The organism is Brevibacillus nitrificans, from assembly GCF_003710965.1.
GTDB lineage: Bacteria > Bacillota > Bacilli > Brevibacillales > Brevibacillaceae > Brevibacillus > Brevibacillus centrosporus.
Genome location: NZ_RHHU01000003.1, coordinates 1,120,336 through 1,143,893, shown reverse-complemented (window position 1 = coordinate 1,143,893; position 23,558 = coordinate 1,120,336). Strand labels below are relative to the sequence as shown.

At 50.0% G+C, this 23,558-nt stretch carries 24 protein-coding genes and 4 tRNA genes; 26 read left to right on the top strand and 2 right to left on the bottom strand.

Going from position 1 to position 23,558, the window contains the following annotated elements:
• Positions 1-9 precede the first annotated feature (9 nt).
• The 12 genes from EDM59_RS07220 (at position 10) to EDM59_RS07165 (ending at position 10,586) form a co-directional block, all read left to right on the top strand.
• The gene (locus EDM59_RS07220) at positions 10-867 is read left to right on the top strand and encodes a carbon-nitrogen hydrolase family protein (protein ID WP_122922971.1); all 858 of its coding nucleotides are present in this window, start codon (positions 10-12) and stop codon (positions 865-867) included.
• A gap of 23 nt (positions 868-890) precedes the next feature.
• Complete coding sequence (locus EDM59_RS07215) at positions 891-1,556, top strand: GNAT family N-acetyltransferase (RefSeq protein WP_122922970.1); 666 nt, start codon at positions 891-893, stop codon at positions 1,554-1,556.
• A 60-nt stretch (positions 1,557-1,616) separates the two neighbouring features.
• On the top strand, positions 1,617-2,288 hold the full coding sequence (locus EDM59_RS07210; RefSeq protein ID WP_122922969.1) for a GNAT family N-acetyltransferase: 672 nt from the start codon (positions 1,617-1,619) through the stop codon (positions 2,286-2,288).
• Between the two features lie 97 nt (positions 2,289-2,385).
• Positions 2,386-2,631, top strand: a complete 246-nt coding sequence (locus EDM59_RS07205) for a hypothetical protein (RefSeq protein WP_122922968.1) — start codon at positions 2,386-2,388, stop codon at positions 2,629-2,631.
• A gap of 247 nt (positions 2,632-2,878) precedes the next feature.
• A complete protein-coding gene (locus EDM59_RS07200; protein ID WP_122922967.1) occupies positions 2,879-3,748 on the top strand; it encodes an energy-coupling factor transporter ATPase in 870 nt (289 codons plus the stop codon).
• Positions 3,745-4,605 carry an energy-coupling factor transporter ATPase gene (locus EDM59_RS07195; RefSeq protein WP_122922966.1) on the top strand — a complete coding sequence of 287 codons (861 nt, stop codon included), beginning with the start codon at positions 3,745-3,747 and terminating at the stop codon, positions 4,603-4,605. The genes EDM59_RS07200 and EDM59_RS07195 overlap by 4 nt, the downstream gene beginning before the upstream one ends.
• 11 nt (positions 4,606-4,616) lie before the next feature.
• A complete protein-coding gene (locus EDM59_RS07190; protein ID WP_122922965.1) occupies positions 4,617-5,453 on the top strand; it encodes an energy-coupling factor transporter transmembrane component T family protein in 837 nt (278 codons plus the stop codon).
• Positions 5,454-5,517: 64 nt separating this feature from the next.
• Entirely contained in the window at positions 5,518-6,075 is a 558-nt protein-coding gene (locus EDM59_RS07185; protein ID WP_092272434.1) for an ECF transporter S component, read from the top strand.
• A gap of 3 nt (positions 6,076-6,078) precedes the next feature.
• On the top strand, positions 6,079-7,038 hold the full coding sequence (locus EDM59_RS07180) for a P1 family peptidase (protein ID WP_122922964.1): 960 nt from the start codon (positions 6,079-6,081) through the stop codon (positions 7,036-7,038).
• A 48-nt stretch (positions 7,039-7,086) separates the two neighbouring features.
• Positions 7,087-8,304, top strand: a complete 1,218-nt coding sequence (locus tag EDM59_RS07175; RefSeq protein ID WP_122922963.1) for a M20 family metallopeptidase — start codon at positions 7,087-7,089, stop codon at positions 8,302-8,304.
• Positions 8,305-8,456: 152 nt separating this feature from the next.
• Positions 8,457-10,238 carry a M3 family oligoendopeptidase gene (locus tag EDM59_RS07170; protein ID WP_122922962.1) on the top strand — a complete coding sequence of 594 codons (1,782 nt, stop codon included), beginning with the start codon at positions 8,457-8,459 and terminating at the stop codon, positions 10,236-10,238.
• A gap of 105 nt (positions 10,239-10,343) precedes the next feature.
• Complete coding sequence (locus EDM59_RS07165; protein ID WP_122922961.1) at positions 10,344-10,586, top strand: hypothetical protein; 243 nt, start codon at positions 10,344-10,346, stop codon at positions 10,584-10,586.
• Positions 10,587-10,649: 63 nt separating this feature from the next.
• Here the strand turns inward: EDM59_RS07165 and EDM59_RS07160 are convergent, their stop codons facing one another.
• Positions 10,650-11,585 (bottom strand): C40 family peptidase, encoded by a 936-nt coding sequence (locus EDM59_RS07160; protein WP_122922960.1) that lies wholly within the window; start codon positions 11,583-11,585, stop codon positions 10,650-10,652.
• Between the two features lie 190 nt (positions 11,586-11,775).
• On the opposite strand from EDM59_RS07160, the gene EDM59_RS07155 reads away from it, so the two are divergent.
• The 11 genes from EDM59_RS07155 (at position 11,776) to EDM59_RS07105 (ending at position 19,163) form a co-directional block, all read left to right on the top strand.
• A tRNA-Asp gene (locus EDM59_RS07155) sits at positions 11,776-11,852 on the top strand.
• 48 nt (positions 11,853-11,900) lie between these two features.
• A tRNA-Thr gene (locus EDM59_RS07150) sits at positions 11,901-11,976 on the top strand.
• A 14-nt stretch (positions 11,977-11,990) separates the two neighbouring features.
• Positions 11,991-12,077 (top strand) — tRNA-Leu (locus tag EDM59_RS07145).
• Between the two features lie 43 nt (positions 12,078-12,120).
• Positions 12,121-12,207: transfer RNA gene (locus EDM59_RS07140), tRNA-Leu, on the top strand.
• A gap of 152 nt (positions 12,208-12,359) precedes the next feature.
• Complete coding sequence (locus EDM59_RS07135) at positions 12,360-12,989, top strand: DsbA family oxidoreductase (RefSeq protein ID WP_122922959.1); 630 nt, start codon at positions 12,360-12,362, stop codon at positions 12,987-12,989.
• Positions 12,990-13,152: 163 nt separating this feature from the next.
• Positions 13,153-13,776, top strand: a complete 624-nt coding sequence (locus tag EDM59_RS07130) for a VanW family protein (RefSeq protein ID WP_122922958.1) — start codon at positions 13,153-13,155, stop codon at positions 13,774-13,776.
• Positions 13,777-13,954: 178 nt separating this feature from the next.
• On the top strand, positions 13,955-14,479 hold the full coding sequence (locus tag EDM59_RS07125) for a hypothetical protein (protein ID WP_122922957.1): 525 nt from the start codon (positions 13,955-13,957) through the stop codon (positions 14,477-14,479).
• Positions 14,480-14,566: 87 nt separating this feature from the next.
• Positions 14,567-15,193, top strand: coding sequence for a fumarylacetoacetate hydrolase family protein (locus tag EDM59_RS07120; RefSeq protein WP_122922956.1), 627 nt, complete (start codon positions 14,567-14,569; stop codon positions 15,191-15,193).
• Between the two features lie 285 nt (positions 15,194-15,478).
• Entirely contained in the window at positions 15,479-16,387 is a 909-nt protein-coding gene (locus EDM59_RS07115) for a C40 family peptidase (RefSeq protein ID WP_122922955.1), read from the top strand.
• Positions 16,388-16,665: 278 nt separating this feature from the next.
• Positions 16,666-18,231, top strand: a complete 1,566-nt coding sequence (locus tag EDM59_RS07110) for an acetate--CoA ligase (RefSeq protein ID WP_425455933.1) — start codon at positions 16,666-16,668, stop codon at positions 18,229-18,231.
• A gap of 113 nt (positions 18,232-18,344) precedes the next feature.
• A complete protein-coding gene (locus tag EDM59_RS07105) occupies positions 18,345-19,163 on the top strand; it encodes a transglycosylase domain-containing protein (protein WP_122922954.1) in 819 nt (272 codons plus the stop codon).
• 144 nt (positions 19,164-19,307) lie between these two features.
• Here EDM59_RS07105 and xerS read toward each other — a convergent pair whose 3' ends face one another.
• Complete coding sequence (gene xerS, locus EDM59_RS07100) at positions 19,308-20,420, bottom strand: tyrosine recombinase XerS (RefSeq protein WP_122922953.1); 1,113 nt, start codon at positions 20,418-20,420, stop codon at positions 19,308-19,310.
• A gap of 173 nt (positions 20,421-20,593) precedes the next feature.
• On the opposite strand from xerS, the gene EDM59_RS07095 reads away from it, so the two are divergent.
• The 3 genes from EDM59_RS07095 to EDM59_RS07085 all read left to right on the top strand — a co-directional run bounded on the left by EDM59_RS07095 (position 20,594) and on the right by EDM59_RS07085 (position 23,421).
• Complete coding sequence (locus tag EDM59_RS07095) at positions 20,594-20,968, top strand: (2Fe-2S) ferredoxin domain-containing protein (RefSeq protein WP_122922952.1); 375 nt, start codon at positions 20,594-20,596, stop codon at positions 20,966-20,968.
• A 300-nt stretch (positions 20,969-21,268) separates the two neighbouring features.
• A complete protein-coding gene (locus EDM59_RS07090; protein ID WP_092272533.1) occupies positions 21,269-22,462 on the top strand; it encodes a glycine C-acetyltransferase in 1,194 nt (397 codons plus the stop codon).
• Positions 22,459-23,421 (top strand): L-threonine 3-dehydrogenase, encoded by a 963-nt coding sequence (locus tag EDM59_RS07085; RefSeq protein WP_122922951.1) that lies wholly within the window; start codon positions 22,459-22,461, stop codon positions 23,419-23,421. The genes EDM59_RS07090 and EDM59_RS07085 overlap by 4 nt, the downstream gene beginning before the upstream one ends.
• The last annotated feature ends 137 nt before the right edge of the window (positions 23,422-23,558 follow it).

Here is a 23,558-nt window from a genome sequence, read left to right as displayed (position 1 = left end):
TGGAGTGGCATGAAAATGCGTGTTTCCGCTGTGCAGTATCATCTGCATACCATACATAGCTTCGACGAATTTGCCCATCAGGTAGAGCACTACGTGAAAAACGCACAGGAGTACGATACCGAATTCCTGCTGTTCCCTGAGCTGTTCACGACACAGTTGATGTCCATTGGCGATGAACAAGGGAACGCCCTGCCGATCACAGCCCTGCCTTCCTTTACCGAGCAGTATGTGAACCTGTTTCGTTCGCTAGCGGCGAAATATGAGATGTATCTCATCGGGGGAACCCATATTATCGAAGAAAACGGCAAGCTGTACAACACGGCTTTCCTCTTTTATCCCGACGGCCGCGTAGGTCAACAGAAAAAGATCCATATCACGCCATGGGAAGTGAAAGGCTGGAATATGGGAGCGGGGGATTCCCTGCAAATTTTCGAAACGGACAAAGGCAAAGTCGCGATGATCATTTGCTACGATATCGAGTTCCCTGAGTGGGTTCGTATTGCGAAGGCACGGGGAGCGGACGTCATTTTCTGCCCTTCCTGCACAGACGATCGCCATGCGTTCCATCGCGTTCGCTATACCAGCCATGCCCGCACGATCGAAAACCAGGTTTACGTCGTGCTGACAGGTACAGTCGGTTCCTTGCCGACAGTGGATTTCATGCGCGCCAACTTTGGTCAGGCAGCTATTTTGACACCAAACGATGTGCCTTTCCCGCCACGCGGCATTCTCGCGGAAGGCGAAATCAACAACGACATGCTCGTCACAGCAGATCTGGACATTCAACTGCTGTATGATGTTCGTGAAAAAGGATCAGTCACGACTTGGCGGGATCGCCGTACGGACCTCTATACCGATTGGAAATAAGGATCGCCTGCAGGAGGTAGCGGATGTATCGAAAAGAACTGTATGTCTTCGAAAAAGACAAGCCTCATGCGGCTGTCGTTCGCAACTATAGCGAGCAGGACTTTGCCCAGCTGATTCAGATACAGGCAGAGAGCTTTCCCCCGCCATTCCCATCTGAGCTGTGGTGGAATCGGGAGCAGCTGACAAACCACGTCACGTTATTTCCAGAAGGCGCCATCTGCGTCGAGGTGGAGGGGGTCTTGGCAGGCTCCATGACAGGACTGCTAGTAAAATTTGATCCAGCTCACCCGGAGCATAAATGGGAAGAGATCACGGATAATGGCTACATCCGAAACCACGATCCGCAGGGCGACACGTTGTACATCGTCGATATTTGCATTCGTCCCAGTCATCGCAAGCTCGGTCTTGGGCAGTTGATGATGCAGGCGATGTATGAGCTCGTCGTACAGCGTGGTTTGCAGCGTTTGCTCGGCGGCGGGAGAATGCCTGGCTACGGCCGGCATGCGAGTGAGTGGACACCGCAAGAGTACGTGGAACGAGTCGTAGCTGGAGAGGTGAAGGACCCCGTTCTTACCTTTCTGATGCGCTGCGGACGCACACCTGTACAAGTGGTCCCCAACTACCTGGAGGACGAAGAATCTAGGAATTACGCTACTTTGATGGAATGGAAAAATCCGTTTCTGACGTAGCGAAAGCCGTCAGCGGCCATCATTTTATTCTCATGAGAGTACTAGGAGGATGTTTCATCTATGGAATTCGTGCGTATTCAGCATATCGACAACCCGTTGTTCGCAAAAATGCACCGTTTGATGCAGGAAGTATTTCCACCAGAAGAAGTGCTTGATTACGAGCTGTGGAGAGAGCCGCTCGAAGATCCAGACATTCGTGTATTTGTCGCTGTTCACGAAGGAGAAGTAGTAGGGACCACCGAATATCGTTACTATACCGATATGAACGTGGCAATGACGGACTTCACCATCGTTGGCCGCGAGGGTCTTGGGGTCGGACGTTTTCTGGCGAGAGAGCGACAAAAGGATCTGGAAGCGCTCGCGAAAGCAAACGGCAAAGAACTGTACGGCATGTTTGCAGAAATCTACGATCCGTACCGCGTAGAAGAGCATGCGTTTGGCGGGATCAAACCGATGGATCCGTTTGTTCGCCGAGAAGTACTCTCTCATTTGGGCTACAAGCGTACGAACATCGCGTACGTTCACCCATCCTGGCAAAATGACGGGGAAGCCGTAACCGGTTTGGACTTGGGCTTTATGCCGGCAAACGAAGAGCAAACGACTTTGGAAGCCGACCTGATCGTGTCCTTCCTCACACGCTATTATTCTGTATTGCCGCAAAAGCCACAGGCTTGGCTGGACATGGTGGAGAGCTTGTCTGGCAAAGAAACGGTGGAACTGCTGCCGATCTAAGCGTATCTCACCGAGAGCGAACTCCTGTGGAGCGATTCTACCCGCTTCATAGGAGTTTTTTTCATTTACATCAAACGAAGAGAGGGGGAGAACGCAAGTGAATGCACAAAATTTGGCGACGATCCTACTGTATCTGGCTGTCATTTTTCATCTGTTAGGGATGAGTGGCTGGGTAGTCGCTACGATGGCACAACCGATTCAACTGGCGACTCTCGGTCTGCTTCTGACCGCTATCTTTGTCTTGCGGAAAAAGAAACGGAAAACGAAACGCCGACCGCGAAAACCTCCAGTGGAGGTAACAGCCATGCTAGAGCGCGCAGAAGGAGGGGAAACCGGAAAGTGAAAGCTGCCTGATTTCAGGAAAGGATTGGAAATTGCGAAGGGAAAAGCAGGGGAAGCAGCGAACATTGTGGGTATAGAGGTGGCAGGGGTGTTGTGTTGCAATTGCAACGCTGCTGCCACAGTTTGCAACAACCGTGTTTACCAAAATCACGATTAATTAACAGAAAATTTGCAACATACTGATTTGGCACGGGAGTTGCTACAGAATTTTACTGCTGCGACAAAATTACACAAAGTGAGGGGAGCGCATGTCGAACCAACCGATTATATGTGTCGAGAACGTCTCGTTTGCCTATCAGGTAAACCAGGATCAGCAAATACCCGTGCTCCAGAACGTCTCCCTCGAAGTATATCCCGGAGAGTATTTGGCGATTATCGGTCACAATGGCTCCGGCAAGTCGACACTTTCCAAACACCTCAATGGCATCCTCACACCGCTAGAAGGAAACGTGCTGGTCAATGGGATCAATACGCGGGACAAAGGACGTATTCATGAAGTGAGAAGCCGAGTAGGTATGGTCTTCCAGCATCCTGACAATCAGATCGTGGCAACGATCGTGGAGGACGACGTCGCATTCGGATTAGAAAATATCGGAGTATCTGCAGAGGAAATGAAAGATCGCATTGATTTTGCTCTTGATGCAGTGGGCATGAGCGCTTTTCGCCATCGACCGCCCCATCACCTCTCTGGTGGACAAAAACAGCGGATCGCGATTGCAGGGATCTTGGCTATGAAACCACAGTGCCTGGTCTTGGACGAAGCGACGAGTATGCTGGACAGCTACGGTCGTCAAGATATATTGGCTGTCGTCCGTAAGCTGCACAGGGAGGGCATGACGATCGTGACGGTAACGCACCACATGTCAGAGGTAGCCGAAGCGGATCGCGTCATCGTCATGGAAGGAGGCAAAGTCGTTCTGCAGGGAACGCCCCGAGAAGTGTTTGCCCATCAGGAAAAGCTGCGGGAGCTCCACCTCGATGTTCCGGATGCCAGCCGCATAGCAGCGCTGGTTCATTCGGAGTACTCCGCCTTCAATCCCAATCTGATTCACAACGAAGAGGTGGTCGCGGAAGTCACTCGCGTCCAGATCAGGGAAGTGGAGGCGAGCGGATCATGACACAGCCGATTGTAGACATCCGAAATTTATCTCATATTTACATGCAAGGCACACCGCTGGAGCACCGCGCACTCGATGATGTGACACTGCAAGTAGCCGAGGGCGAATGCATGGCGGTCATCGGACATACCGGCTCAGGAAAATCGACATTGATCCAGCATTTAAACGGCTTGATCCGTCCGCAATCGGGTACGGTGATTATCAATGGACTGGATGTTTCCCAGCCCAAAGTTGATATCAAGAGCTTGCGGCGCCAGGTCGGCCTGGTCTTTCAAAATCCGGAGGACCAGCTGTTTGAAAAGCTGGTAGGAGACGATGTCGCCTATGGCCCTTTTAAGATGGGGCTTCCCCTAGAAGAGGTTCGCCGCCGTGTTCACTGGGCGATGGAGCTGGTAGGCTTGTCTTTTCAGGAAATGAAGGATCGACCTACTTTCGCCTTGAGCGGCGGGCAAAAGCGAAAAGTGGCTTTGGCTGGAGTGCTTGCCCTGCAGCCCAAGGTACTCGTCCTGGATGAGCCGACAGCAGGACTCGACCCTCTTTCGCGCAAAGAGCTGCTGGAGCGCATTCGCCATCTCAATCGCGAAGAAAATCTGACGGTCATCTTCGTTTCTCACAACATGGAGGAAGTCGCTCAGCTGGCTGACCGGGTTTACGTCATGGCAAATGGAAAGGCAGTCTGTGACGGATTTCCACGGCAAATTTTTGGGAACGAGGAGCTTTTGCGTCAGCATCATATTGGAACACCGGAATCGGTGGACATTTTGTACAGGCTGCGCACGGAAGGGTATTCGATTAACCCAGAATCGTATCTTCCGGAAGAAGCTGCCTACGAAATTCTGAAAATCTTGAAACGCTAGGGGGGAACAAGATGTCAGCAGAATTTGAATTGACCCGAAATATCACGATTGGACAATATTTGCCGACTGGCTCCATCATTCACCGGTTGGACCCGCGCTTTAAGCTGGCAGCCTTTGTGATCCTGATTTTAGCGATTGCCGTATGCAACACCTACATCGGGAATATTTTTGCGATCATCATGTGCGTATGGCTGTTTCAGATATCCAAAATTCCCATTCATTACGGGATTTCCGGAATCAAGCCAGCTATTCCTTTCATTATCATCCTCGCGATTTTGCAGCTTCTCTTTTATGGAGGAATTGCCAATGGCGGTGCCGTTTATTTCGAGTACGGCTTCATCAAGATCACCAGTGAGAGCATTCGGCTGGTTCTCGTTTCTGCCATGCGCTTCGTCGAGGTTATCTTCCTCTCCAGTGTCCTTACACTAAGTACTTCCACCACTGAGCTGACACATGGGATGGAGAGACTGCTTGGTCCGTTGGAAAAGGTAAAATTTCCGGTTCATGCCTTCGCATTGATTATTACGATTGCCATACGCTTCGTTCCTACCTTCGCCATGGAGATGGAAAAGATGATGAAGGCGCAAGCTTCCCGAGGTGCCGATTTCGGTACAGGGGAGTGGTGGCGCATCGTGCAGCGCACGAAAGACATGTTTCCTATCATTATTCCGCTGTTTAACGTGGCTCTGGCGCGTGCAGAGGACTTGATCCTGGCGATGGAAGCACGCTGCTACATTCCGGGTGCGGCACGTACGAGGTTCGCTCATTACAAGGCTGCAAGCAAAGATTATGTCGCCATTGTCCTGAGTGTAGTCATTTCTGCCGTGATGCTGGGAATACCGTGGTAGTAAGTCAGGGAAGTCTCCCTATACGGGATTTCCATAGAGAACCAGTAAAAAAGGAGGAATATGCATGGAGAAAGGCTTGACGGTACGCAGGATTGTTATTGCAGGGGTATTGGGAGCGATCGCGATCTTGCTCGGGGTCACGCGTCTGGGCTACATACCGGTTCCGACGGCAGCGGGGAATGCCACGATTCTGCACATCCCGGCAGTCATCGGCGGGATCATGGAAGGCTGGGGCGTTGGCATGATCATCGGTCTCATTTTTGGAGTCTCCTCTTTCTTAAACGCCACCGTTCCCTTGTTTAAAGACCCGCTCGTTGCCATTTTGCCTCGACTCTTCATCGGGGTAACGGCTTATTTGACCTATGTCGGACTGAAAAATGTCAATCAGTATGTCGCGATCGGGGTTGCAGGCTTTGTAGGCTCGATGACGAACACATTGCTCGTACTCGGCATGGCCGTCATTCGTGGCTATATGGCAGCAGGAGTAGCTGCTACTGTCGCGATTACAAGCGGTTTGCCTGAAGCAATCGTTTCCGTCATCGTGACGCTGGCAGTCGTAGCTGCATGGAAGAAGCTGGGCACCTCAGGAAAACAAAAATCGAAAATTTCCGGAGACTTGTAAAAGATGAATGGAACCATTACGGATGTGCCTGGCATCAAAGTCGGGCACGCGCAAAACACAGATGCCTTGACGGGATGTAGTGTGATTTTGATGGAGAAGCCATCCGTATGCGGCGTGGATGTCCGGGGTTCAGCCCCGGGCACCCGCGAGACGGACCTGTTGGACCCGATGAACATGGTGAGTGTCGTGCATGCCATTTGTCTGTCCGGTGGTAGTGCATACGGGCTGGATGCCGCTGCAGGAGTCATGCAGTATCTCGAAGAAAAGGGCATCGGTCTCGATGTAGGGTTTGGTGTTGTACCGATTGTTCCAGGTGCAGTCCTGTTCGATCTGGCAGTCGGCGATCATAGAATTCGTCCAGACCGCCAGATGGGGTATGAGGCTGCTGTCAACGCGAGCAAAGATCCGGTACAGCAAGGAAATGTAGGAGCAGGCACTGGTGCGACGGTCGGAAAGCTCAACGGCTTTTCCAATGCGATGAAGAGCGGGCTGGGCTCAGCATCAATTACGCTAGAAAATGGCCTGGTCGTCGGGGCGATCGTGGCGGTCAATGCGGTCGGTCACGTCTTTGACCCGCAAACGGATCGTATCCTGGCAGGCCCACGCGATGAGCAAGGAACGATGGTAGACAGCGTAGAGGTGATGAAGCGCTACTCGTTTTCTCCGATTCCACCGGGTACGAACACGACGATAGCAGTCGTTGCGAGCAATGCTGTACTCACCAAGTCCGAAGCGAAAAAAGTCGCCCAAATGGCACACAATGGACTGGCGAGAACGATTCGTCCGATTCACACGATGAATGATGGAGATACCATTTTTTCCGTTGCCACCGGTGATGTGAAGTGCAGCGTCGATCTGATAGGCTCTCTCTCGGCTGATGTGCTGGCTGCGGCTGTACTACAGGCAGTGAAGCAGGCAAAAGCAGCTGGGGGACTTCCTTCACACAGCAGTCTTTCCAAGTAACATATCCCCTACCGTTCACACAAATCGATGCAGAGGAGTGATTGTCAGATGAACCAAGTAATTTCCTTTGTTGATGAGCAGGAAGTCGTCCGATTGACCCAGGATCTCGTCCGAATTGACAGTGTTTTCCGGCCCGAGCAGGCAGGCGCGAACGAAGAGCGAGTAGCCCTTTTTGTCGCAGATTATTTGCGGAAAATGGGACTGGAGGTCTACTATGAAGAGGTCGTTCCAGGTCGCCCCAATGTCATCGGGATCTATGATTCAGGCAGGCCGGGAAAAACGCTGTTGTTTGAGGCGCATACTGATGTGGTGACGGAAGGAGACCGGGATGCCTGGAGCTATGACCCGTTTGGAGCGACGATTTCCGGCGGACGCATTTACGGCCGGGGCTCCTGCGACACCAAAGGCAATCTCGCAGCTGCCATCTGCGCGGTCAAGGCGATCCAACGCTCCAAGCAGGAGTTCACGGGCAAGATTCTTTTGTGCATCCCATGTGACGAGGAAGGCATGATGATTGGGATCAAGGATTTCATTCGCCGCGGATGGGCAAACAACGTCGATGCTGCGATTATATGCGAGCCTGAGGAAAATCAGCTGTGCATCACACAAAAAGGTGCGATGAGGGCAATTCTGCGCACGTATGGAAAAATGGCGCATGGCGCAATGCCACTTACCGGCATCAATCCAAATACGCGCATGGCGCGAGCGATTGTGGCCTTGGAAGAGCTGGAGCGCAAGGAAATGGCGCGCTTGGGTCAGCATCCGATGCTAGGCTGGCCAAGCATTACGCCGACGATTTTACAAGCGCCTGTCAAAGGGGACGCTCAGATCAACGTGGTGCCGGATCAATGCATGACGACACTTGATATTCGCACCGTTCCCGGGCAGGATCACGAAGTGCTGCAGGGGGAAATGTCTGCGATTCTTGAAGTTTTGGCTAGAGAGGACGACAAGTTCAAAGCGACGCTGGAGATCATTGAAGAGCGCCCTTGGACGCTGACTGCCATGGAAGAAGAGGTCGTCAAGGCAGTGGCAAGCTCCTATCGGGAAATTACGCGTAAGGAGCCAGTGTACAATGGAGTGCCGGGAGCAACGGACGGGACGTTTTTGCATAAAGCTGGCATCCCGATCCTGACCACCGGAGCAGGAGACCGCCATATTCCGCATCATGCCGACGAATACGTGGATATTGACCAATTGGTAGAGTCCACCCAGCTTTTTGCTTTATCAGCGCTGACGTTTTTGACGCAGCCTGTACGTGCCTAAAGAAGTGACACACCCTGCCGGAAAACCAGCGGGGTCTTTTTTTTCCAGAAAACTTGCTTCATTCATCCACATTTTTTTATACTAGCAGAAGATTCTTGTTATCCTCATTTGCACGTAAAATATACAGGAACCCGACAGAGGAGGCCCTCGTCATGAATATGCGCTGGGATTTGGATGTATTGTACACGTCATTTGATTCACCTGAATGTGAGCAAGATTGGGAACAGCTGTGCCGCGAGACGGAGGACGTCCAAAGCTGGGCGAGGGAACAGCTTGGCAACCAAGAAAATGCAGTAGCCAAAATGGAAGCGTACATAACCAAAATGACTTCGATCCAGCAAAAACAAAACCGCTTGTACAGCTTTGCGGAGCTGACAGCGAGTGTGGATGCCAAAAATGAAAAGGCACTGCAAATGGTGGAGCGAATTCAAAATCAATCTGTGGAACTGGTAGAGCCAAATGTCCAGTTTCAAAAATGGCTGGGTGCTGTTGAAGATCTGGATGCGCAGATCGGGGAGTCTGCCTTGCTAGAAACGCACCGCTTCATGCTGAAGGAAATGGCTGAAAAAAGTAAGTATATGCTGAGTGAAAAAGAAGAAATCATTATCGCCAAAATGAAAAATACCGGCTCCAACGCTTGGACCAAGCTTCAGGAAATGCTGACTTCGACCTTGCTCGTGGAAGTAACCGTGAACGGCGAAAAGCAGCAGCTGCCGCTTCCTGTCGTGCGCAATATGGCGTATGAGAAAGATCCGGAAGTGCGCAAGCAAGCGTATGAAGCAGAGCTGGCTGCTTACAAAAAGATCGAGGAGTCTTCTGCTGCAAGCCTCAATGGAATCAAAGGCGAAGTGATTACCGTAGCCAAGCTGCGCGGCTATGAGTCCGTTTTGGATAAGACGTTGAAAGACGCGCGTATGGATCAGGAAACACTGGATGCGATGTGGACAGCGATTCGGGAAAGCCTGCCAACCTTCCATAAATACTACAGCAAAAAAGCAGAGCTCTTGGGTCATGCATCTGGCAAGCTGCCTTTCTACGATATGTTTGCTCCTGTAGGCGATGCGGATATGCGGTTCACGTATGAGGAAGCTCGTGACTTTATCGTCAAGCATTTCGGAAGCTTCAGTGAGAAGCTGGCCAATTATGCTGCTCGTGCTTTTGACAATCGTTGGATTGATGCCGAGACGCGGGAAGGAAAGCGGGGCGGAGCGTTTTGCGCCAATTTGCACGTGGTCGGGGAAAGCCGCATCATGGCGAACTACACTGGCAGCTACAATGACGTCAGCACGCTTGCACACGAGCTTGGACATGGATACCATGGGGATTGCTTGGTGAAGGAAGCCTTCTTCAACAGCGATTATCCGATGCCGATCGCGGAAACGGCGTCCATCCTCTGCGAGACCATCATTGCAAATGCCGCCCTACAGCAAGCTACTCCAGACGAAGCATTCGCTATTTTGGAGAATGACATTTCTGGAGCAGGCCAAGTGATTGTCGATATCTACAGTCGCTTCCTTTTTGAATCAGCCTTGATTGAAAAAAGGGAAAATGGTTCGTTGTCTGTGAATGAGTTAAAGGAATTGATGCTGCTGGCTCAAAAAGAGGCCTATGGCAACGGCTTGGATCCAGAAATGCTGCATCCGTATATGTGGGTCTGCAAGCCGCACTATTACAGTGCTGATTACAACTACTACAACTTCCCATACGCATTCGGGATTTTGTTTGCAAAAGGACTGTACGCAGTCTATCTCGAGCGTGGGGAGGCGTTCGTGGAGCAGTACGATCAGCTGCTCGCTGTCACCGGTAAAATGAGCATTGCCGATGTGGCTGCCATCATGGACGTGGATGTGCGCTCCGTTGATTTCTGGCGGAATTCCTTATCCCTCATCGGCAAAGACATCGAGAAGTTTGTTGAACTGGCTGCCTCCCGTTAAACAAATAAAGAAGACAAAAAACGTCCAATCGACCTCTGGACGTTTTTTTTGCGCATAGCAAGTTACTTGCAGGGAGAAAGTAAGAAAAACAAATGAGGTGATTACGTGGTGAACGGATTGCAGTTGTTGGATCTGCTTCGGGAGACAGAGAATAAAATGCTGCATTTACATAGAGCCATCGATAAAGTAAGCAGCGAACCGGATTTCAAGGAGACGGTGAGCGTTCTGACGGTGGTTGTCAGGGACTATCAGCTTCAGCTGGATAAAATGAAACAGGCTCTGGGGGCTCTGGAAATTAACACCGCTCAAAGCGCCTCCCAGTCCAACCGTGCACAAGAGGCTCATTAAGTAAAAAATGCAGCTGAGGAATCTTTGCAATCAGATTCGTCAGCTGCATTTTATTTGCTGGGCTTACTGAAAATCAATGTAACGCTTGGCGCCGTAGAATGGATAGAGCTTGTCCATGTACTCGACCTTGCTGTAGCGAACATCCTCACCATTTGCATGAACAATGACGCCGTTACCCATGTAGATCGCTACGTGGGATACTCGGCCCTTGCCCAGTGCATCATAAAACAAGAGATCCCCTGGCTGAGCCTGATCCATCGAAATGGGCTTGCCGCTGCCGAATTGTTCTTCGGAAGTGCGGGGGAGTGTAACCCCAAGCTTGTCAAAAACGTAAGAAGTAAAGCCGCTGCAATCAAAGCCGTTCGTTGTTGTTCCACCCAGAACATACGGGGTATTCAACAGAGGTTCAATGATTCTGTCCAGGCGTCGTACACTAGCCGTATCAAGCTCACCCGTAAATTCCAGGTCGTCTGCGAGTGCAGAAGTGCTCAAATACTTGGAGGATACATAGGCTTCTTTTCGATCCTCGTATTCGATTCGCGTCCACTCGCTGCCAGGCTCGACTACTTCCACCGTGCTGCCCAGACGAAGCTTGCCAATAATTCTGCCATCCATGGAGGGTTCGCGGCGCACGTTCACGTTATCGCCTGTTACCCGAGCCTTGCCTTCCAGCGCATCTGGTTTGGCTTCGGATGGGGCAGAAGCGGCGGGCTGCTCTTTGCCGGAATTGTCAGAGGAAGAAACCAAGTCCGGAGGCGTAGAAGATGAGCCATCCGGGAGGTTGTCCCCCGCCAAGAGCAATTGTTGGCCAATGGCCAAACGGTCCGTATTCAGTTGATTCACTTGCATGAGCTGGCTCACCGTGGTTTGATGCTCACGTGCGATTTTGCTCAGCGTATCACCTGCTGATACCACGTAAAGGGGTGAAGCTGCGTGGGCAGCAGTAGGCAGCAGAGTGAAGAGGGCGAGGAAGGTGATCAGCCTCGAAGTATGTTTCATGTCATCGTCTCCACCAATCTACTAAATTCTGCATATCTAGATAAAATTCTAGCGGAATTTCGTTGGTAAATCTATGAAAAAATATAAAAACGAAAAAGTTTTTAAAAACTATTGCATTTTAAAATCGAATCATGCTATATTACAGAAGTCGCCGCGAGCAAAACGCGAAACGGCGCGATTGAACAAGCCTGGAGCTGTGGTGAAGTTGGAGTTCACGCCGGTCTGTCACACCGGAGGTCGCGGGTTCGAGTCCCGTCAGCTCCGCCATTTTATCTTCCAATATTGGACAGATAATAGGCGATTTTGAAAGATTATGCCGGTATAGCTCAATTGGTAGAGCACCTGACTTGTAATCAGGGGGTTGTGGGTTCAAGTCCTATTGCCGGCACCATTTTATCTATACATGCGGTCATGGCGGAATTGGCAGACGCGCTAGATTCAGGTTCTAGTGGTGGCAACACCGTGGAGGTTCAAGTCCTCTTGACCGCACCATGTAGATGGATTGGTTTTGAAAATTGGATTTTTTTCGTTTTATGCGGTCGTGGCGGAATTGGCAGACGCGCTAGATTCAGGTTCTAGTGGTGGCAACACCGTGGAGGTTCAAGTCCTCTCGACCGCACCAACTTTCGCATTCTCTGTGGATTTGCCCGAATTGATTCGGGCTTTTTTTGTTTTTCAGGAATATACATACACTTACAAAAAATAATGGACTTACAATTAATTTTGCCATCCTGTACAATGACAACGTAGGAAGAAAGGGGAGAGTTCTCGTCCATGATCATCGAGATTTTTCAAGACACGATTTGCCCATGGTGCCGTATTGGTAAAAAGCATCTGTTTGAAGCGATTCGCCAGTGGCAGGGTGAGCCTATTGAAATTCGCTATCGTGCTTATCAGCTTGATCCACATACACCGAAAAACGGTTTGCCGTTTTGGGAAACGATGGCGGCGAATAAAGGCGGCAGAGCAGCTGTAGAGCAAATGGTGCAGCATGCAGCGCGCGCAGGAGAAGCAGCGGGCATTCCCTTTGACTTTCAAAAAGTAACCCAATGGCCGAATACGATCGCCTCCCACACGCTCATCAAGCTTGCTTCGGAAGACAAACAAACAGAGGCTGTTGATGCGGTTTACAAAGCGTACTTTGAAGAGGGAAAAAACATTGGCGACATCGATGTCCTTCTTGCGATTGCAAAAGAGCTCGGCTTAGATCAAGCGCAGGTACGCCAGGCTATTGAGACGGACGCCATGCAAGCTCAAATCGAGGAAGACATCGCGTATGCACGGGAATTACAAATCACAGGAGTACCGTTCTTCGTGATCGATAACAAGCTGGCGTTATCGGGGGCACACCCACCGGAAAACTTCCTGAAGGCTTTTCAACAGGCGATCGAGACAACGAATTAGTTTTGCTTGCCAAACAGAGTGAGAACCGCCAATAATCGGCGGTTTTTTTCGTTGATAGATGTCCAACATTTGCAGGTTGATACCAGCTTGCTTCGTGTGTAGAGTAGGAACTGACGAGGATCGAATCATTGCATACAGCTACGAATAAGCGAGGGAATAAACGATGAAAAAATCCTATACCTGGACGGCTCCTGTGCTTGCTTCTGCACTCCTGTTTGCAGCGCTGTCTCCTGTCGTACCGGTTTATGCAGCCAATGGTACCGCCGATGAGACTATTCAACCGACACAAGCTGAACTAAGAGAGAAATATTTGGACAAGATGGATCTAAAGTCAAAGGATGTCCTGGGCTTTTACTATACGTCTATGAACGGAAGCACGGATGCTCGCAAGCACAACATCAAGAAGGCCATCAAGCGAATCAACGGGCAGAAGCTAAAGCAGAATGAAACCTTCTCCTACAATGGAACAGTGGGCAATTCCAACATTTCCGAGGACGGCTGGCAAAAAGCAGGTGCAATCGTCAATGGGCAATTGGTAGAAGACTACGGTGGAGGCATCTGCCAGGTGTCCAGCACGCTGTTTAACGCGGCAAATGAAGCGGGTATGACGATGGTAGAGCGACATGGGCACAGCAAGACTGTCGGCTATGTACCAGCTGGTATGGATGCCACTGTTGCCTATGGCTATCTCGATTTTCAATTTGCGAATCCGTTTGATGAGAAGGTAAAAATCAAAGCGAAAACGTTTGACAACGAACATGTCGTAATCGCCATCGTTCGCGCCTAATGAATAGCTAGAACCATCTTCCAAGCAGGGAGGGCCCCCATACGGGATAGGGCCTTTCCTGCTTTTTTCTGCTGGAAAAAGGGACGAATTGGACCGAATCTATGGAAAACTGTTGTGCACTCCCTCATAAATGTAATGGTGCAAGACCATACTGGTTGAAAAAGGGAGGTGGATCATCATGTACGTACAAGTGACAGGAGAGCGTGACAATCTGTCGGTCATTGTGATGGGGGAACCTCTGGCTGGTCAGCCGAGTGGTCCTTACAAGCTGCCTGGCAGGCTTGTGAAAGCACTAAAACCTCAGGACCTCCCGATGGAAGTCTGCTTTACACTCGATGGCTCTCTCCCTTCTGGCTACGGGTTTTATCCCGAGGACCGGGTCGTGTTTCAGCGCGGGCACAAGGAGCAGTCTCTGTGGATTCGGGTCACTTCTACCTATGTCCAAAGCGAGTGGGATGGCTTTTTTCCTTTGGAAGTGACGCTGCTCGCCCGCAAACAAGCACTGGAAGAACAAACAGGCTTCGTTCAGATCGGATATGAGGCAGGGGAGCAAATCTCCGTTATTCACTATGAATTTGAGTGGGAGCGAACGGAGCCTACGGATTTGGAGTCGGCGCTTGAGGCGATCTGCGACACCGTATGTGAAATCGAAGCGAGAGGAAATGCAAATTTGTGGCCGCGAAAGGGTCCTTCCTTTGGTTAGGCAGGAAAGCTTTTGCACGTACGACCCACCGTGATATAGTAAAAAGGAATTCACAACCAGTTGTCCGTGTAAAAGGAGAGAGAGACTATGAAGCAAATCGGAAATATTTATTGCGTTGGACGTAATTACAAATTGCATGCGGAAGAGCTGGGTAATGATGTGCCGACGAAGCCAATGATTTTTGGCAAGCCGACTCATGCGCTGGCAGAGACAGCTGGTGGGGAGATCGTACTGCCAGGAACTCGCGGAGAGCTTCATTATGAGACGGAGCTTATCATTCACATCGCCCGTTCCTATGAGCCTGGAGTGACGCTGGATGAAATGGTAGACGAGATCGCATTGGGCATTGATTTTACGTTGCGCGATGTCCAAAGCGAATTGAAGAAAAAAGGACATCCGTGGCTGCTCGCCAAAGGGTTTAAAAATTCAGCGATCTTGACGCCTTTTCATGCGTTTCCGGGGCTGGAGGAATGCCTGAAGACGGACTTTACCCTGCTGAAAAATGGAGAGCAGGCTCAGCGCGGGAATATTCGCAATGTCATTTTTGATTTAATGACATTGATCCAATATATCTCTGAGCATTTTGGGCTGGAAAAAGGAGATATTATCTATACCGGAACGCCTGAGGGTGTGGGACCGGTAGCAGATGGGGATGTACTCACTTTCCTGTGGGGCGACCAAAAATGGGGAGAATTTACGGCGCGGCTGCGCTAAGAAACTAGAAAAACAGACGATAAAAAAAGCCAGCTTCTGACAGGATCAGGGAGAAGCTGGCTTTTTCTATGGCGAAAGCCCTTGTTGATAGTGATTCTCAATGCGTATGGTTCCATAGAACTAAAGGGTTGTAACCGCACAGTTTTCCACTCGATTTCCATCTAGTTCAATGCTACCAATTTCCGTATTGGTAAATTTTACGGTCTTATCCTCCAGTTTCCTCCTGAGGTAATCTGACGTTGTACCCACGAAGGGTGCCACAACATGACAAGGAGGAAAAGACAAGTGACGAAACGAGATTGGGTAATGAAGTCAACTGTAGCAGTCATCCTGAGTACGTCCCTGTTAATGGGTGGTCAAGTTGGACAAGCAGCGGCCGCTAGTACGACCTATGAACAACAAACCAGTGAGGTAGCCTCTATCGCCAAATCCTTGGTCGGGAAGCCTTACAGCTACAAAGCTTCTGGACCAAAAGAATTTGGATCAGCTGAGTTAGCAACATATGCTTACAAACAGGTTGGAGTAAAAATTGGAAGCACAATCAGTGGTCTATACAAAACAGGAACCAAGGTATCTTCGATCAGCAAGGTGGAAGCTGGGGATCTGGTCTTCTTCTCTTCGAACGGTTCCGGCAGCCCTACTTTTATGGGGGTATACATAGGTAATGGTCAATATGTCTATTCTTCCGAAGGCGAAGGAAAAGTAGTTCTCAAGAAGCTCTCTGACTACAGCAAGAAGTTCTTGGGCGCGCGCAGAATCATAGAGGATTCGTCGTCGGATAATTCGTCGAATTCGAGTACGCCGACGTCAGACATCGCCAGCAAAGTCATCAAGAATGGGGAGAAGTATTTGGGAACCAAGTACAAATACGGCTCCAGCAGCAGTACGACCAAAAGCTTTGACTGCTCCTCGTTTACACAGCGTGTCTTCAAGGAAGCAGGAATTACGCTCCCACGTGATTCCCGTCAGCAGTCCACTGTCGGAACAACTGTCTCCAAAAAGAATCTGCAAAAAGGCGATTTGCTCTTCATGAAAGCTTCAGTGAACAGCTCTTCGGATCGGATCACGCACGTAGCGATTTACGCAGGAAACGGCAAAATCCTGCATACTTACGGCAGCCCTGGCGTTACCTATTCCAAGTTCGACGGCACGAACTGGGAAAAACGCGTTGTCAAAATCAAACGTGTGATCTAACTCGTCGGAATCGAGTGAATCATAGGAAACGGCTAAGAATCGTAGCGATAGGCTCTCTTGCATAGGCAAGGGGGCCTTGATTCTTTTTGGAGTAGTTCTTTTGTAATGTAAGACGAACCAGAAGGCGAATAGTTTCACAAAAACGGGTTGCCAAATGTTTCATTACCTTAGTAAATTATTTGGGTTCGAATCGACTATAAAGAGGAAAAATTGCAAAAACGTCGAATTATGTTACTGTATACTTGAAAAAAACGGGGGTGTTTCAGGTGGAATTGAACATGCCAGAATTTTATAATTTTGCGGCACAGGTGGATGAATGGGCGGTTAAGCATCCGGAGAAGCGTGCAGTCTGGGAGTTAGACGAGCAAGGAAACGAGGCTGTTTTAACCTATGACGAGCTGCGCCGTTATTCCAACCGTATTGCAAATGTCCTTGACACCATCGGGATCGAGCAGGGAGACAAAGTATTGGTGCTCGTCCCGCGGGGAACAACCGCATACGGTCTGTATTTGGCGTTGTTGAAGCTGGGTGCTGTCATCATGCCAGGCTCAGAGATGCTTCGCTATAAAGATATTGAGTACCGAGTCAATCATGCAAAGGCGAAAGCGGTCATTGGCTTTGAAGGGATCCTGGAAGAAGTGGAGCCTGCCCGTGGGCAATGCGACTCACTCCGCCATTTTGTGACGATTGGCCCTGCAAAGGAAGGCTGGATTGGGCTGCAGGATCTACTGGGTGATCAGGATGAGGAGTTTGTTTGTGCTCAGACACGAGCAGATGAGCTTGCCTTTTTGTCCTATACATCGGGAACAACTGGCGGGCCAAAAGGCGTCATGCACGTGCATGGGTGGCCATTTGCCCATTTGGCGGTAGCAGCCAAGCAGTGGCTGGACGTACGGGAAGACGATACGGTGTGGGCAACAGCAGGTCCAGGCTGGGCAAAATGGATCTGGAGTCCTTTTGTCTCCACGCTAGGTATGGGTGCGACAGCCTTTGTTTACAAAGGCCGCTTTGGCGCAGAGACTTATTTGAATCTTTTGCAAAAATACCCTGTCTCTGTCCTGTGTGCGACACCTACCGAGTACCGATTGATGGCAAAAGTATCGGATCTGGATCAGTACAAGCTTCAGGCGTTGCGTTCTGCCTGCTCGGCAGGCGAGCCGCTCAATCGGGAGGTTATCGATACGTTCCGCCGCGTATTTGATCTGACTGTACGCGATGGGTATGGGCAAACGGAAAACACCTTGCTCGTCGGGACCTTTGTCGGAGTAGAGCCAAGGCCTGGTTCCATGGGACGTCCGTCTCCTGTTGTTCGGGTAGCGATTGTCGATGAGGAAGGTGCGGAGCTGCCGACCGGCAAAGTAGGTGACATCGCCATCGACCGCCACATGGTAGCGCTGTTTAAAGGCTATTTGGACGATCCAGAGCGCACGGCAAAAGCCTTTCGTGGAGAATGGTACGTGACCGGGGATCAAGGACGGATGGATGAAGACGGTTACATTTGGTTCGAAGGCCGCTCCGACGATATCATCATCTCCGGCGGATATACGATCGGACCATTCGAGGTAGAGGATGCGCTGGTGAAGCATCCAGCTGTAGCAGAGTGCGCAGCAGTAGCCAGCCCGGATCCGGAGCGGGGGAATATCGTCAAGGCGTTTGTGATTTTGAAAAAAGGAAGCACACCATCGGATGAGCTGACTGCGGAGCTGCAAGAGCATGTGAAGAATTTGACGGCTCCCTACAAATATCCACGAAAAATTGAATTTGTAGAGGAGCTTCCGAAGACCTCCTCCGGTAAAATCAGAAGGATCGAGCTGCGTCAAAAGGAGAAGCAGCAGCAGAGCTAACCCGCCTCTCGCTGCGTCTTACGGAAATGTAAGGTTCCTGTAAGTGGATTCGATGGGACGTACGTTGCCTTTTCCCTACAATGAGTACAGAAGCAAGGTAGGGGGAATGCAGCATGAATCAACTTTCCGTATCGGCGACCCATGAAAACGATCCTCTGTTTACGATAAAGAACGTCGATAGACCGAAGAGAAAAAACGCATCCTGGAAAAAACGTCTAGGGGCGACTGTCATCCTGATCATCGTCAGCGTTTTTTCGCTTCCGAGCATTCTTGCCTTTGCTGGGAATGCATGGATCGACCCAAAGAAGCTGCAGCAGGCAGAGAAGGCGGCTTCTGGCAGCTACGTGACATTAGATGAGATGCCGGACTACTTGTGGCAATCTTTTGTGGCGATTGAAGACCATCGCTACTGGAAACACCATGGGGTCGATTATATCGCCTTCGCTCGGGCGATCTGGGCAGATGTACAAGCTGGTTCCTATGTCCAAGGGGGCAGTACGATTACGATGCAGCTCGCACGCAATCTGTTCTTGACCCAGGACAAAACGATCCTGCGAAAGGCAAAGGAGATCGCGATCGCCTATCAACTGGAACAGCGATACAGCAAAAAAGAGCTCCTGGAGATGTATTTGAACGTCATTTACTTTGGCCATGGCCAGTACGGGATCGAGTCCGCCAGCCAGATGTACTTTGGAAAAAGGGTGAATGGAGCAGATTCGAGTGTGATAAGCCTTGGCGAGTCAGCCATCCTGGCATCCTTACCGAAGGCTCCCGAGGCATATTCTCCACTTAAGCACTGGGAAAAAGCGAAGGAGCGTCAAGCCGTCGTTCTGGGACGGATGGTCGAACAGGGGCTGATTACTCAAGAGCAAAAGCAAGCGGCGCAGGAGGAAGCGACTTCTACAAAGAAGTCGTTTGCGCGGGCAATCTAGCATGCCGAAAGCTTCTCTGTATGGATACAGGGAAGCTTTTTTGCCGTTTCTTTTGCGAAACCGTTCTATCCAATTTTCTGCAAGCATTCCTTTACTAAGGAAGAGAATAGCTGCCCATGAGCGGAGCAGCCATTCCTTTCTTCATTATGTAGTACGATTTACGGCTTTACTCAGAGCATCCTCCAGGACATGCGCGTATTGCATCGTTGTTTCGATCTTAGAGTGGCCGAGCTGTGCCTGCAACTGATGAGGATCAGGATTGAGCCGCAAAAACTGGGTAGCAAAGCTGTGGCGCAGCTTGTGAACGGACAGATCCGGGATTCCGAAAGCTTTGGCGTATTTTTTAACCAGCTTTTGCACAGAACGCACTTCGATACGATGTCCATGGGGATTGGAGGGGGAGACAGCTAAAAAAACGGCATCTTCCTGTGCAGACGGATGGTAGTTGGCACGAACCTGCAGATATCTGGCTAAGTACTCTTTTCCCCAGTCACTAAAGAAAGGTGCGTCCTCCTTTTTTCCTTTTCGTATCATCTTCAGCTGGTTTTTCTCCAGCACGATGTCAGACAGATTTAGACTGACAATCTCGGATACCCGAAAGCCGCCAGACAGAATCATGGCAACGATAGCCGTATCACGATCACGGTTTTGCATGTGGTACTGCTGCTTTTTTGTGGTTTGGCAGTGGGCCAGGTATCCATTGTAAATGAAATCAACAAACTGGTAGATCTCATCGTCAATCAGGATTTTCGCCCGTATGGCGTGCGCCCGTGCCAGAGGAGTCAGCTCCGTGGTCTCCAGCTCGATTTTTGCCAGTACATTGCGCTTCAAATACGAATCGCCATGTTCATCTTCAGCGATGACCGATAAATAATGAAACAATGATTTGAGACTGGAAATCTTCCGACTGATGGTCTTGTCACTATACTCTTTTCGTGAGCTTTTCGTTGGATGGGTCAGAAGGGCAGAACGCTCGTAAAGATGGGACTCCTGTAGGTAGAGGATGTAGCTTTCCACGGATTCCTTTTTCAGTTCGTTGAGATCTGCTAAAGGAATTTCCTTCATGTCAGTTGCAGCAGTCAGTCCCTCGGTCATCATCCAGCGAAAGAAGAATGAGCAGTCACGCAAATAGCCGAGCAGCGTGGAGGGCGAGTTTTTTTTCGTTTTTTTATGTTCGATAAACTTTTCGACGTACCATGGGTAAGAGCCAATGGATTGCAAAAGCTGCAGGGCGTCGCGCTGTTTGGTCACCGACAATGCTAACACCACCAATCTTGTTGAATAGTATACGAACATATATTCTATCAGAAACGAAACAGTCTGGGAATTGCAAATTGCGCTATAGACAGGGGTTTTCTGGCAAGGTAAGATAGAGCGTATGTACATAAACCGTAGTACTTCCGTTTTATTGGGTTAAAGGAGGAAAGAAAATGGCAACATGGAACCTATCGCAAACCAAGCATCACGTTCTCCTATGCAACGGCAGCAGCTGTAACCGGAAGGGCGGAGAAGAAGTAACCGTCGCCATCCGTGAGGCCATTGCCGAGGCAGGACTGGACGATCATGTACACACGACTCGTACGCGCTGTAATGGACGCTGTGAAGATGCACCTGTCATGATCGTGTATCCAGAAGGCATCTGGTATAAACAAATCACACCTGAAATAGCGCCTTCACTGGTTGAACAGCATTTTGTGAAGGGCGAGCCGGTAGCGTCGTTAGTCTCGCACCGTTTTGAGGACGGCTTTGTTCGAGTAGGAGACGCTCCGCAAGGGATTCTAAAATCAGAAAAAGGAAAGAAGTAGCCACAAACCGCACTTTAGCCTAACCGCTGGAGGGTGGTTTTTTTTTGCGGGAAACGCCAAGATTTCGAAGGGCTAATATGGAGGGTTCAGGAGAAATTATGAGGAACGAGATCAGAAAAAAATAGTGAAAACGCTCTCTATAATGTCTTTGTCATATGGACACGACAGGAGAAAAGTGATAATCTTAATACAAATAAAGCTGATATCATGCGATTTCATTCAAATATTAATGTCTTTTTCAGAAGTACACATGTATTTGTGGAAATTACTTCTACCACTGAAATGATGGAGGGATTCGACTTGGCGAGCAAAACCTTGACCACTTTTTTACATGAAAATTTGGCGGATCTGAAAAGCAAAGGGCTATACAACGTAATCGATCCGCTGCAAAGTGCGAATGGTCCGGTAATCAAGATCTCTGGCAAAGAGCTGATTAACCTCTCCTCGAATAACTATTTGGGACTGGCAACAGACCAGCGTCTGATCGATGCTGCAGTCGCTGCTGCACAGAAATACGGTGTTGGGGCAGGTGCGGTCCGTACCATTAATGGAACCATGGAGCTGCACATTCAATTGGAGGAAAAGCTCGCAGCTTTCAAGCATACGGAAGCGGCAATCGCGTATCAGTCCGGATTTAACTGCAATATGGCCGCCATTTCTGCGGTTATGGACAAAGACGACGCGATTTTGTCCGATGAGCTGAACCACGCTTCTATCATCGATGGCTGCCGTCTGTCCCGCGCTCAAATCATTCGCGTGAACCACTCGGATATCGATGATCTGCGTGCGAAGGCCAAGGAAGCTAGAGAATCCGGAAAATACAAGAAGCTCATGGTCATAACGGACGGCGTATTTTCCATGGATGGGGATATTGCCAAGCTTCCGGAAATCGTTGAGGTTGCTGAAGAATATGACCTCATGACTTACGTGGATGACGCTCACGGCTCTGGCGTGTTGGGCAAAGGCGCTGGAACCGTAAAGCATTTCGGTCTGTCGGATAAGATTGACTTCCAGATTGGGACCCTTTCCAAAGCCATCGGGGTTATTGGAGGTTATGTAGCGGGAAGACAGGAGCTGATCGACTGGCTCAAGGTACGTAGCCGTCCGTTCCTGTTCTCGACTGCACTGACTCCTGCCGATGTAGCGGCATCGATTCAAGCCATCGATATCCTGCAAAGCAGCACAGAGCTGCACGACAAGCTCTGGGACAATGGCCATTACCTGAAAAAGGGTCTGAAAGAACTGGGCTTCGATATTGGTGCAAGCGAAACACCTATCACGCCTTGCATTATTGGCGACGAACAACAAACACAGGAGTTCAGCAAGCGACTGTATGAAGAAGGCGTATATGCCAAAGCGATCGTGTTCCCAACCGTTGCAAAAGGGACAGGACGCGTGCGGAATATGCCAACTGCTGCTCATACCAAAGAAATGCTGGATCGTGCCCTTGGCATCTACGAAAAAGTTGGGAAGGAAATGGGGATCCTGAAATGAAGAAGATATTAGTTACTGGCGCATTGGGACAAATCGGCTCGGAGCTCGTCATGAAATTGCGCGAGGTATACGGAAACGACCAGGTAATCGCGACAGACATCAGAAAACGAGACGAAGACCAGGTGGTGCAGTCAGGGCCATTTGAAATTCTCGATGTGACGGATGCCACTCGCATGTTCGAGCTTGCAAAAACACATCAAGTAGACACCATCATGCATCTGGCTGCCCTTCTTTCCGCTACGGCGGAAGCAAAGCCACTGCTCGCGTGGAACCTGAACATGGGTGGACTGGTAAATGCTCTGGAAGCAGCTCGGGAGCTCAACTGCCAGTTTTTCACGCCAAGCTCTATTGGGGCATTCGGTCCTTCTACGCCGAAAAATGGCACCCCGCAGGATACGATCCAACGTCCTACGACCATGTACGGGGTAAACAAAGTATCGGGTGAATTGCTGTGCGATTACTACTACCAGAAATTCGGCGTTGATACGCGAGGCGTGCGTTTTCCTGGTCTGATTTCCTATGTAGCACCTCCGGGCGGGGGAACGACAGATTACGCCGTCGAAATTTACTACAAAGCGATCCAAGAAGGGGCATACACCTCTTATATCGCCAAAGACACGTACATGGATATGATGTATATGCCGGATGCGCTGAACGCGATCATCAACCTGATGGAAGCAGACGGCTCCAAGCTGAAGCATCGCAATGCCTTCAACGTGACAGCCATGAGCATCGAGCCAGAACAAGTGGCAGCTGCGATTCGCAAGCACATTCCTGAATTCAAGCTTTCGTATCAAGTCGATCCTGTACGTCAGGCAATCGCGGATAGCTGGCCGAACTCCATCGACGCGAGCTGTGCGAAAGAGGAGTGGGGCTTTACGTACGAGTACGATTTGGAAAAAATGACGGCAGATATGCTCACGAAGCTGCGTGGGAAGCTGCTGCAAAAAGTCGGATAAATAAATACCTAAAAACGAGAGACTGTCGTCGTGGATAAAATTCCGTGAAGGCAGTCTTTTTTCTACAGTAAGAATTGATAAGATTCTTAGCCAGTATAAGTGCAACTAGGACTGCGCCAAAAGGCTTGGCGCAGCCA